Below are 13,013 nucleotides of genomic sequence, written 5' to 3' on the forward strand. Positions count from 1 at the left end.
CAGCGCGGAAGCGGGCAGTACCGTCACCGTGACCTTCCCGGATGGTTCTACCGATACCGTCACGGCGGGAAGCGATGGCAGCTACAGCATCACCACCCACGTGCCGCAGACCAGCGGCGAGGTCAGCGCGACCGCCACTGATACGGCCGGCAACACCGGCGATGCCGCCACCCGGACCTATACCGACAGCACCGCGCCGCAAGCGCCTGTCCTCGATCCGGTCGCGACCAACGACGACGGCAGCATTACCGTGGGCGGCAGCGCCGAACCGGGCAGCACCGTCACCGTGACCTATCCCGATGGCAGTACCGGCTCCGTGGTCGCGGGTGAAGACGGCTCCTGGTCGATCACCTCGCCGGACAACCAGCCCAGCGGTGAGATCAGCGTCAATGCCACCGACGAGGCCGGCAATACCGGCGACTCGGCGACCGAGAGCTACACCGACACCACCGCGCCGGATGCGCCGAGCGTGAATGTCTTCGGCAATGCCGACGGCGGCCTGACCGTAAGTGGCAGTGCCGAGCCGGGCACGACCGTCACAGTGACCTTCCCCGATGGTTCCACCGACACCGTCACGGCGGGCAGCGATGGCAGTTACAGCATCACCACGAACGTGCCGCAGACCAGCGGCGAGGTGACCGCCAGCGCCAGTGATGCGGCAGGCAACGTGGGCGACAACACCACCGTGGGCTACATCGATAGCACCGCTCCGCAGTCGCCGAGCGTAACCGTCAGCGCCAACGACGATGGCGGATTGACCGTCAGCGGCAGCGCGGAAGCCGGCAGCACCGTGACCGTGACCTTCCCGGACGGCTCGACTGCCTCGGTGACCGCCGGCAGCGACGGTCGCTACGAAATCACCACCCATGTGCCACAGACCAGTGGCGAGGTCAGCGCCAGCGCGACTGATGCCGCTGGCAATGCCGGCGCGCCCACCGTCGAGAGCTACACCGACACCCAGGGCCCGCAGGCCCCGAGTGTGAACGTGACGGCGAATGCCGACGGCGGCCTGACGGTTGCCGGCAGCGCCGAACCGGGCAGCAGCGTGAGCGTGACCTTCCCCGATGGCAGCACGGCGACGGCCACGGCCGGCAACGACGGCAGCTACAGCGTCACCACCACGACTGCGCAAACCAGCGGTGACGTCAGTGCCAGCGCCACCGATGCCGCCGGCAACACCGGCGCTGCGGCGACTGTGGCCTACACCGACACCGGCGCACCGCTGGCGCCAAGCGTGAACGTGACGGCGAATGCCGATGGCGGCCTGACCGTGACGGGCACGGCAGAGGCGGGTAGCACCGTCACCGTGACCTTCCCGGATGGCAGCACCGGCACAGCGACCGCGGGCACCGATGGCAGCTACAGCGTCACCACCCTCATTCCGCAAACCAGCGGTGACGTCAGCGCCAGCGCCACCGATGCCGCTGGCAATACCGGCGCAGCGACCGTCGAGTCGTACACCGATGGCACCGCGCCGCTGGCACCGGTGCTGGACCCACTGGTCACCAACGGCGACGGCAGCGTCACCCTCACCGGCAGCGCCGAAGCGGGCAGCACCGTGACCGTCACCTTCCCGGACGGCACCACCGGCTCCGTGGTCGCGGGCAACGATGGCGCCTTCAGCATCACCTCGCCGGCGGGACAACCCACTGGTGATGTCACTGCCAACGCTACCGACGCCGCCGGCAATACCGGTCCGTCGGCCACCGGCGAGTTCGCCGACACCACCGCACCGGACGCACCGAGCGTAAACGTCAGCGCCAATGCCGACGGCGGCCTGACCGTGACAGGCACGGCAGAGGCGGGCAGCACCGTCACCGTCACCTTCCCGGACGGCAGCACGGGTACGGCAACCGCGGGTAGCGACGGTGCCTACAGCGTGACCACCACAGTGCCGCAGACCACCGGTGAAGTCAGCGCGACCGCCACTGATGGCGCCGGCAATACCAGCGGTGCCGTCACGGTGGACTACACCGACACCGGCGCGCCGCAGTCGCCGAATGTGAACGTCAGCGCCAACGCCGATGGCGGCCTGACCGTGACAGGCACGGCAGAGGCGGGCAGCACCGTCACCGTCACCTTCCCGGACGGCAGCACGGGTACGGCAACCGCGGGCAGTGACGGTAGCTACAGCGTCACCACCACGGTTCCGCAAACCACGGGTGAAGTCAGCGCGACCGCCACCGATGCCGCCGGTAATACCGGCGACGCTGCGACGGTGGACTACACCGATACCGACGCACCCTTGGCACCGAGCGTGAATGTCAGCGCCAACGCCGACGGCGGCCTGACCGTGGCGGGCACGGCGGAGGCGGGCAGCACCGTCACCGTCACCTTCCCGGACGGCAGCACCGGCACCGCAACCGCCGGTTCCGATGGCAGCTATAGCGTCACCACCACGGTTCCGCAAACCAGCGGCGAGGTCAGTGCGACCGCCACTGACGGCGCCGGCAATACTGGCGACGCGGCCACGGTGGACTACACCGACACCGGTGCACCGTTGGCGCCGAGCGTGAATGTCGTCGCCAATGCCGATGGCGGCCTGACCGTCGCGGGCACGGCGGAAGCGGGCAGCACCGTGACCGTGACCTTCCCGGATGGCAGCACCGGCACCGCAACCGCCGGTTCCGATGGCAGCTACAGCATCACCACCCATGTACCGCAGACCAGCGGCGAGGTCAGCGCGGCCGCCACCGATGCCGCCGGCAACGCCGGTGCGTCGACGGTCGAGCCCTACACCGACAATACCGCGCCCTTGGCGCCGGTACTCGATCCGCTGGTGAACAATGCCGACGGCAGCGTCACCGTCAGCGGCAGCGCCGAAGTGGGCAGCAGCGTCACCGTCACCTACCCGGATGGCACCAGCGGATCGGTCACCGCCGGTCCCGATGGCCGCTTCAGCCTCACCTCGCCAGTCGGCCAGCCCAGCGGTGAGGTCAGTGCCAGCGCCAGCGATGCCGCCGGCAACGCTGGCCCATCGACCATCGCCCCCTTCACCGACACCACCGCGCCGGACGCGCCGAGCGTGAATGTCGTTGCCAACGCCGATGGCGGACTGACCGTGGCGGGCACGGCCGAAGCGGGCAGCACCGTCACCGTCACCTTCCCGGATGGCACCCGCGGCACGGCGCTCGCCGGTACCGACGGCAGCTACAGCGTCACCACCCACGTACCGCAGACCTCGGGCGAAGTCAGTGCACTGGCAACCGACGCCACCGGCAATGACGGCTCGGCCACCACTGCCACGTACACGGACACCAGCCTGCCGCAGGCGCCGGTGCTTGACGCGCTGGTGAACAATGCCGATGGCAGCGTTACCGTCAGCGGCAGCGCCGAAGCTGGCAGTACCATCACTGTCACCTACCCGGATGGCACCACTGGATCGGCGATTGCCGGTTCCGATGGTCGTTTCAGCGTCACCTCGCCGGTTGGCCAGCCCAGTGGCGAAGTCAGCGCCAGCGCCACCGACCTGGCGGGCAACGCGGGCCCGGCAGCGACGGCCGACTTCACCGACACCACCGCGCCGGCTGCGCCGAGCGTGAACATCGCGGTCAACGCCGATGGTGGCCTGACCGTGACGGGTATGGCCGAGGTGGGCAGCACCGTCACGGTGACCTTCCCCAGTGGCACCACCGGTACGGCGACTGCCGGTCCTGACGGCAGCTACAGCGTCACCACCCACGTCCCGCAGAGCACGGGCGAAGTCAGCGCCGCGGCGACCGACGCGGCCGGCAACACCGGCGCGTCCGCCTCCGCGGACTACGCCGACAGCACCGCGCCGCTGGCGCCCAGCGTGCTGGTCAACGCCAATGCCGACGGCACCCTGGTGGTCAGCGGCAGCGCCGAGGCCGGCAGCCAGGTCACCGTGACCTTCCCGGATGGCTCGCAGCAGACCGTTACCGCCAACGCCGCGGGCAGCTACAGCGCCACCAGTGCCGCTGCCCAGGGCAGCGGTGAAGTCAGCGCCGTAGCCACCGACGCCGCCAGCAATAGCAGCGACAGCGGCAGCGCTCATTACGCCCTGGCGACGGTCAGCGGCATCTCCGAAGACAACGGCCTGAACAGCGGCGACTTCATCACCAACGACAACACCCTGGTGGTCAGCGCCGCGGTGGACGGGCAGCTCAACGCCGGCGACAAGGTGCAGATCTCGATTGACGGCGGCCAGACCTGGCACGATGCCGTCGACCAGGGCAATGGCACCTACGTCTTCGATAACAGCGGCTCGGTCATGGATGATGGCGACTATCTGTTCATGGCCCGCGTGGTCGGTAGCGAAGGCAACGTCAGCCTGGCCGGCGGCCAGGCGGTACAGATCGATACCCAGGGACCGTCCGCCAGCCTGACCATCAGCTTCGATGACATCAGCGACGACAACGGCTACCTCGGCAACGACTTCGTCACCAACGACAACACGCTGCTGTTCCACGGGCATCTGAGCCAGAACCTGGCGGACGACGAAGGGGTGGAAATCAGCCTCGACGGTGGCCAGACCTGGCAGCGGGTCGAGGTCAACGGCACCGACTGGAGCTTCGACAACACCGGCAACGTACTGGGCGACGCCGAGTACGACGTGCAGGTGCGGGTGGTCGACGATGCCGGCAACGTCGGCAACAGCTCCAGCCACACCGTAGTGATCGACACCGACGGCCCAGGCGCCGACAAGACCATCACCCTCGATGCCATCAGCGACGACAATGGCGCCCAGGGCAACGACTTCATCACCAACGACAACACCCTGGTGTTCTCCGGCAAGCTGGGCGTTGCGCTCGGTGACGGCGAAGGCGTGGAGATCAGCCTGGACGGCGGCCAGACCTGGCAGCGTGCCGAGGTCTCCGGAACGGACTGGCGCTTCGACAACACCACTAACGTGATCGCCGACGGCAGTTACACCGTGGTCGTGCGGGTGGTGGACGACGCCGGCAATATCGGCCAGAGCGCTCAGCACGACCTGAGCATCGATACCCTGGCGCCGACCTTCACCAGTTTCGTGCTCGACCTGGATACCGCCAGCGATAACGGCAGCAGCACTAGCGACAACAAGACCAGCGTTATGACGCCGAGCTTCACCGGCACCGTCGCCGGTCTCTCCGCCGCGGACGCGGCGGCAGCCGCGGCGGGCAAGATCACCGTGATGCTGTTCGACGACAAGAACGGCGATGGTGTTTATGGCGAGGGCGATGTCATCTACGCCCAGGACCTGGCACTGACGGTGAACGGGACCGGCGGCACCTTCAACGTGACGTTGCCGTCGATGTTCGATGGCAGTTACAACCTGAAGGCGGTGCTGGTGGACGAGGCGGGTAACCACTCGCAGGTCGGCCTGCTCGACAACAGTGCCGATGCCAGGCTGGTCATCGACGTGGCCGGGACGCCATCGGTGGCTTCCAGTACACAGGCCGCCGACGGTCTGGGGCTGTCGATGTCTTCCATCGGCGACTTCAACGGCGACGGCTACGAAGACTTCGTGGTCTCCGCACCGCATGACATCTACGGTTCCACCGCGGCCTACCAGTCGGACATCTATGTGCTCTACGGCAGCGCCAATGGCCTGCCGTCGTTGAAGAATATCGACAACCTGACTCCGGACCAGGGCTTCCGCATCAAGCAGACCGGGGTCACCGGCACCGGCGCCGACGTCGGTATCCAGGGACAACTGGTCACCAACCTTGGCGATATCAACGGCGATGGCTACGACGACTTCGCCATCACCGGCACACTGAACGATCGCGCCTACGTGATCTTCGGCCGGGAGGGCAACACCCTCAGCACCCTCGACCTGCTGAGTCTGGAGAACGGTGCCACCGCCAATGGTTTCGTGATCAAGAACAACAACACCGGTGGCTGGCCGGCTAACAACATCAGCGGTGGCGACATCAACGGCGATGGCTACGCCGACCTGATCATCGGCTCGGCCGATGGCAACGGTGGCAACGGCATGTACGTGGTGCTCTATGGCCATGCAGGCGCAGCAGGCTCTTCCGCCTGGAGCAACCTGCTGCTGCGCAACTACGTCAGCGACGCAGATCCGGGTGGCCTGTACTACGCCACCGGTGCGACTTCTTCCACCCTCGGTTCGCGCGTGGAGAACCAGACCAACGTGCGCACCACCTACGCGCCCGACGCCGATTCCGACCTCGGCTCGGTGATCAAGGTCATCGGTGACGTCAACGGCGATGGATATGCCGACTACATCGTGACCGCACCGCGTGGTAATGGCCTGAATGGCAGCACCATCACCAACAGCGGCACCGCCTACCTGATCTGGGGGAGCGCCGACGGCCTGGGCAACAGCTACAACCTGGCCAACCTGACCCCTGACCAGGGCGTGCGCCTGGTAGGGGCGGAAGCCGGCGAGTGGCTCGGCGGGGCGACCTATGACCAGGGTGGAGCGGCGCAGAACGCCGGCCAGTGGTATGCCGAATTCTCCTCGATCCAGAACATCGGTGACATCAACGGTGACGGCATCGAGGACTTCGCGATCGGCTCGCCGGGTTGGGGCGACTCGGCTTCCGACACCACCGCACCGGGCCGCGTCTATGTGATCTACGGCAAGGAGAGCGGGGTAGCCTGGGGCGACATCAATCTGGGCAACCTGAACGGCACCGACGGCTTCATCATCTCCAGCAGCAGCAATGGCACCGCCATCGGCGGCTCGAAGACCACCGCAGACGGCATGCTCGGCTATGCCGTCAGCTCCGGCGGCGATGTCAACGGCGACGGCATCGACGACTTCCTGATCGGTATGCCCGGCTACGACAATGGCGTCACCAACCGTGGTGCGGTGTACCTGGTCTACGGCCGTGCCGACGGCAGCTTCGACGCCAACACCGACCTGGATGCGCTGGTCGCGGCCGGCCTGGCAGTGAAGTACACCGGCGCCAACGCCAATGACTACGCCGGTACCGGCCTGGCCATGGGCGACTGGAATGGCGACGGCATCGCCGACTACGGCTATGGCGTCTGGCAGAGCGACACCGGCGCGACCAACGCGGGCGGCTACAACATCTACAGCGGCTCCATCGCGCTGCTGACCCACAGCTACACCGTCGGCGACGACGAAATCTGGGCCGGCACCACCAGCCCGGGAGCGTCCGCCATCAACAACGGGGTGGACATCATCAGCGGCGGTCAGGGCAACGACATCATCCACGGCATCGGTACCGACACCACTGGTACCACCGATACCAGCGTGCAGCATGACGTGGCCATGGGCGGTGCCGGCAACGACACCATCGGTCTGGTCGGGACGACCTTCACCCGGGTCGACGGTGGCCTGGGCATCGATACCCTCAAGTTCGAGGCCTCCGGCCTGCAGCTGGATCTCACCAGCTACGGCACGCGGGTCAAGGGCTTCGAGATCTTCGACCTGGGCAGCAGCCAGGAGGGCAGCGGCAACAACACCCTCTCGCTGCGACTGTCGGATGTCCTTAAGCAGGTCGATACCACCAGCGTCGAGGTACCCAACCTGATGATCAAGGGCGACGGCACTTCCACCGTGGATCTGGCCGAAACCGTCGGTTCCGGCGGCTGGGAAGTCAGTGGCAGCAAGACCGTGAATGGCGTCGACTACGACATCTGGCACAACGCGAGCATGGGGAGCAACACCAATGCGGACCTGCTGATCCAGCACGGCATCAACGTGGTCTGACGAGGACCCGGCCCAGGGGCGCTACGCGGCCAGAGCCCCTGGGTCCCGCTACCGGCCGCGACTCTCTTGCCTGACCGGCGGGGTGCTCAGCGCCTCCCGCCGGTTGGGCGCTTGTCGTTTAGGAAACGTCTCATTCATGTGCGGCAGCCGGCTCCAGATAATGACCCGGACGATTCGCAACAGGCCGTCCTGAGCGGCCTTCTTCTACAGCGGGTATCCCCCAGCACAGCCCTCCGGCGGCCGCTGGCAGGCCCCTCTCTCCACGCCCTCCAGGGTGCTGCAGACGAACGTCGCGTATCCAACGCGCGCTGGCACTCCAGGATGAGTTCCCCTCCGACGAGCACGGAAGACCGTACCGGCGCGCCTCAATTGACTCCGGGAGGCCCTCGGTGAACGCCTGGAAATTCGGACCCCTGGCCTGGCTCAGCCTGGCCAGCTTCTCCACCGCAACGCTCGCGGGCGTCCTTGATGACGGCTGGTTCGGCGCCAGCAGCCCCGAGCAGCGCAGCCTGGCTCCCAGCCATCTGATCGAACAGACCGGCGGCCAGCGCCTCACGCCTGAACTCGACGCGCCGGCCGCGCGCCGCCTGCTGGACATCAATCACGCCGTGCAGATGGCGGTCAACCGTCACCCCTCCATCGCCGATGCCGTCGCCACCCTGGCGCAACAAGGCGATGGGATTGCCATGGCCCGTTCCGGCTATTACCCCCAGGTGAAAATGGGCCTGGGGCGTGGCGACACCACGCAGAACGGCACCAGCCAGACCGCTTCGCTGTCGGTCTCGCAGCTGCTCTACGACTTCGGCAAGGTCGCCGGCAGCGTCGACGGCGCCCAGGCACAGTCGCGCCGGCAGCAAGCCCTGGTCCTCAAGCAGATCGACCTGATCTCCCGGCAGACCGCAGAAGCGACCATCGACCTGCATCGTTATCGCCTGCTGGGTCGCATCGCCGATGAGCAGGTGAGCGCGATGGAGCGTGTCTATGCCATGACCCAGGACCGCGCCGGTGCCGGTGTCACCAGCCGTTCCGACCCGATCCAGGCGCTGGCCCGGGTCGACGCCGCGCGTGCCAACCAGTTGCAGATCCGCTCGCAGTACCACCAGGCTCAGGAACGCCTGCGTACCCTTGTCGGGGGGGCAGTTTCCGGTGAGATCACCGCGCTCTCCGACGACCAGTCAGCTCGCGTCGACCTCGCCCGACGCCTGGATACCAGCCTGCTGCCCGACGTCCTGGCCGCCGAGGCCGAGCGCCAGGCCGCCGAGGCGCAATTGCGGGTGGCCAAGGCTGATCGCATGCCGACCGTGAGCATCGAAGCCGCCAGCACCAAGGCCCTGAGTGGTGACAACCCCAGCACCTACGAGCGACATGGCAGCGACAACAGCATCAGCCTCAACTTCACCTCCACCCTGTACCAGGGCGGAGGCCTGCGCGCCCAGGTCCGCGCCGCCACCAACGCCCTGGAAGCTGCGCGACAACGCATCGAGGATGCGCGCCTGTCGGCCAGCGACCAGATGCGCCATATGCGCGAGCAGATCATCGGCAACCGCGCGCGCCTGGGCGTGCTCGGCAGCCGCAAGCGTAACCTCGACGAGTCGCGCGAGCTGTACCGCGAGCAGTACAAGCTCGGCACCCGCTCGATCCTCGACCTGCTCAATACCGAGCAGGAGTACTACCAGGCACTCTCTGACGAGGAAATGGTGCGTCATGACCTCTGGCTGGGCCAGGTCGGCCTGATCGACGCCCAGGGCCTCAGCCGCGAGTTCTATGGCCTGAACTACACCAGCGTCCAGGGTATGGAGGTGCTGCCATGAGCCTGACCCCGCACTCCGCGCGCTGGCTGGATGCCATGCTCGCCGTCGCCCGCCACTATGGCATCGGTGTCTCCGAAGAGGGCGCGCGCGTGGCTCTGGCCTGGGAGCAGGGCGCTTCCGCGGATCTGATGCTGCTGCACATGGCCAAGAGCCTGGGACTCGCCCTGCGCTTCGGCAAACTCTCGCTCGAGCTGCTCGACGCCTGGCGTTTGCCGTTGGTTGCGGAGTTCGACGATGGCAGCGTCTGCGTCGTACAGACCATCGACGGCGAGGGTAACCTCGGCGTGCTGTTCAGTGGCGACAAGGGCCTGGAAACCCGTATCGGTGTAGAGGAGTTCCGCCAGCGCGTGCGTCGCGTGGCGATCCTGCGTCCGCAGGTGGCGGTGCCCGATGCGCGCGTCGACCAGTACATCCGTCCATACCGGCGCAACTGGTTCTGGAACATCGCCCTGCGCGACTGGAAGCGCTACGGCGATGTCATGCTCGCTTCGCTGGTGGCCAACGTCCTGGCCCTGGCCGGTGTGATCTTCTCCATGCAGGTCTACGACCGGGTGGTCCCGGCCAACTCCGAAGCGACCCTGTGGGTGCTGTTCGGCGGGGTGATGCTGGCGATCGTCTTCGAGTTCTGCCTGCGCGTCTCGCGCACGCATATCTCCGACACCGTCGGCAAACGTGCAGACCTGCGCATCTCCGATGTGGTCTTCGGCCGCGCGCTGCGACTGCGCAATTCGGCGCGTTCGCGTTCCACCGGCACGTTCATCTCGCAGTTGCGCGAGATCGACCAGGTGCGTGAGCTGTTCACCTCGACCACGGTCGGGGCATTGGCCGACCTGCCTTTCTTCCTGCTGTTCCTGGTGGTGCTGTGGATGGTCGGCGGCCCCCTGATGTTCGTCGCCCTGGGCGCGATTCCCTTGCTGGTCATCCCCGGCCTGCTGATCCAGAAGCCGCTGGAACGCCTGTCCAACGAGGGCATGCGCGAGTCCGCATTGCGCAACGCCATGCTGGTGGAGGCGGTGCAGGGTATCGAGGACATCAAGCTGCTGCGCGCGGAGGCGCGCTTCCAGAACCAATGGAACAACGTCAACGACGTGTCCGCTGGCATCAGCATGCGCCAGCGCTTCCTCACCAGCCTGCTGATGAGCTGGACCCAGGAAGTCCAGGGCATTGTCTATGCCCTGGTGCTGGCCCTGGGCAGCTACCTGGTGATGCAGGGCGACATGACCACCGGTGCCCTGGTGGCCTCGTCGATCCTCGCCTCACGGATGATCTCGCCGCTGGCGCAGATGGCCTCGGTATTTTCCCGCTGGCAGTCGGCGAAGGTCGCCCGCAAGGGCCTGGACGAGCTCATGAGCCGCCCGGTGGATCAGCCCGAACGGGCCCGCCGGGTGCACCGCGCGGCGCTCAATGGCAATTACCAGCTCGACGGCGTGAGCTTCCGCTACGGCGACAACGACAAGCGCCCCGCGCTGGTGGTGCCGCAGCTGCAGATCCGCGCCGGTGAGAAGATCGCCATCCTCGGCCGCATCGGCTCCGGCAAGTCGACCCTGCTCAACCTGCTCTCGGGCATGCACAGCCCACAGGAAGGCCGCGTCTCGCTCGATGGCCTGGACCTGGCGATGATCGACACCGCCGACGTGCGCCGCGACATGGCGATGCTGCCGCAGAGCTCGCGGCTGTTCTACGGCACCATCCGGGAAAACATCCTGCTCGGCGCGCCGATGGCCAGTGACGCCATGATCACCCAGGCGCTCTCCCTGTCCGGCGCCCTGTCCTTCGTGCAGGCACTGCCCGACGGCCTCGATGAGGTGATCCTCGAGGGCGGCCAGGGCCTGTCCGGTGGCCAGCGCCAGACCCTGCTGCTGGCGCGCACGCTGATCCGCAATCCGTCCGTCGTGCTGCTCGACGAGCCGACCGCCAACTTCGACGAGATGACCGAACGTCAGGTGATCGACGCCATGGGGCCATGGATGGCGCCGCGCACGCTGGTGGTTGCCACCCATCGCATGCCGGTCCTGAAATGGGTCGACCGGATCATCCTCATCGACAACGGGCGTGTGGTGCTGGACGGTCCCAAAGACAAAGTTCTCAAGGAGCTGACCCAATGACCGACCTCAAGCTCCCGGTGGCCAAGGCGGATGTCCCGCCGGCCATCCCGCCGACCACTGTTTCCACAGCCCGCGCGCACCAGCGCGGGGCCCCGGCCGAGCCGCCGCTGCCGCGCTCGAGCCTGGTGGTGTGGTTGATCGCGGCCATGCTCGGTGCCTTTGCCGTATGGGCCAGCCTGTTCTCCCTGGATGAAGTCTCCACCGGCAGCGGCAAGGTGGTGCCGTCTTCCCGCGAACAGGTCATCCAGTCCCTGGAAGGCGGCATCCTGGTCTCGCTCAAGGTTCACGAGGGCGATCTGGTCGAGGCCGGTCAGGTCCTCGCCCAGCTCGACCGTACCCGCAGCGAGTCGGCGGTGGAGGAGAGTGCCTCGCGCATGCGGGCTGCCAAGGCCGAGGCCGCGCGACTGTCTGCCGAGGTCAACGGGACGCCGCTGGCCTTCCCCGAAGACGTACAGACGTTCCCCGACCTGGTGAATAGCGAGACTGCGCTCTACCACTCGCGCAAGGACAGCCTGGCGAAGAACCTCGCGGGCATCAACGATGCACTGGGACTGGTGCGCCGCGAGCTGGCCATGACTCAGCCGCTGGTGGCGCGCGGAGCTGCCAGTGACGTGGAAGTGCTGCGCCTCAAGCGCCAGGCCAACGAACTGCAGCGCAAGGCCACCGAGCTGCAGACGCAGTATGTGGTCAAGGCCCGCGAAGACCTGGCCAAGGCCAATGCCGAGATTGAGGCTCAGAGCTCGGTCACCCGCGGCCGCTCGGACGCCTTGCATCGCACCACCTTCACGTCGCCGGTACGCGGTATCGTCAAGGACATCGAGGTCTCCACGGTCGGCGGCGTCATTCCGCAGGACGGCAAGCTGATGGAAATCGTCCCGGTGGACGAAAAGCTTCTGGTCGAGGCGCACATTTCGCCGCGCGACGTCGCCTTCATCCGCCCCGGCCTGGACGCCACGGTGAAGATCACCGCCTATGACTACTCGATCTACGGCGGCCTGCACGGCAAGGTCACGACCATTTCGCCGGACACCATTCAGGACGAGGTCAAACGCGAGGTCTTCTACTACCGGGTGTTCATCCGCACGGACGTCGACCACCTGACCAACAAGGACGGCAAACGCTTCGGCATCGTGCCGGGGATGATCGCCACGGTCGATATCCATACTGGCAACAAGACGATCCTGGACTATCTGCTCAAGCCGCTTAACAAGGCCCGCGAGGCGCTGCGCGAGCGCTGAGCCCGGGGTGACAGGCGATGACCTGCGTCGATGGCTGCAAACCCCGCCTCCCCGGCGGGGTTTTTCTTTGCTGACTGTCATCAGAAAGTCAGCGCAGGGTACATACTCAAGAGGCATCGACGTCGGACACGTCGATTGCGGAAGCAGTTTCCGCCATTCGCTTGTCACAGTCAGCAGGAGCGCGCTGCGGGCCGGAGAATCCCCGCCG

Annotated in this window: 4 protein-coding genes; all 4 read left to right on the forward strand. The window is 66.8% G+C overall.

The window, feature by feature from the left end:
- A partial coding sequence (locus PNI01S_RS26275) for a beta strand repeat-containing protein (protein ID WP_084359720.1) occupies positions 1-7,651 on the forward strand: 7,651 nt, incomplete at its 5' end.
- 389 nt (positions 7,652-8,040) lie between these two features.
- Positions 8,041-9,462 (forward strand): TolC family outer membrane protein, encoded by a 1,422-nt coding sequence (locus tag PNI01S_RS26280; RefSeq protein WP_024765249.1) that lies wholly within the window; start codon positions 8,041-8,043, stop codon positions 9,460-9,462.
- Complete coding sequence (locus PNI01S_RS26285; protein ID WP_024765248.1) at positions 9,459-11,567, forward strand: type I secretion system permease/ATPase; 2,109 nt, start codon at positions 9,459-9,461, stop codon at positions 11,565-11,567. The genes PNI01S_RS26280 and PNI01S_RS26285 overlap by 4 nt, the downstream gene beginning before the upstream one ends.
- Complete coding sequence (locus PNI01S_RS26290) at positions 11,564-12,805, forward strand: HlyD family type I secretion periplasmic adaptor subunit (protein WP_231387666.1); 1,242 nt, start codon at positions 11,564-11,566, stop codon at positions 12,803-12,805. Before PNI01S_RS26285 ends, PNI01S_RS26290 begins: the two co-directional genes overlap by 4 nt.
- Positions 12,806-13,013 lie beyond the last annotated feature (208 nt).

Source organism: Pseudomonas nitroreducens NBRC 12694, from assembly GCF_002091755.1.
GTDB lineage: Bacteria > Pseudomonadota > Gammaproteobacteria > Pseudomonadales > Pseudomonadaceae > Pseudomonas > Pseudomonas nitroreducens.

Bases quoted from the DNA above. Each gene is read 5' to 3' on its own strand.
- PNI01S_RS26285 (WP_024765248.1), top strand. From the start codon at position 9,459: ATGAGCCTGACCCCGCACTCCGCGCGCTGGCTGGATGCCATGCTCGCC.
- PNI01S_RS26290 (WP_231387666.1), top strand. From the start codon at position 11,564: ATGACCGACCTCAAGCTCCCGGTGGCCAAGGCGGATGTCCCGCCGGCC.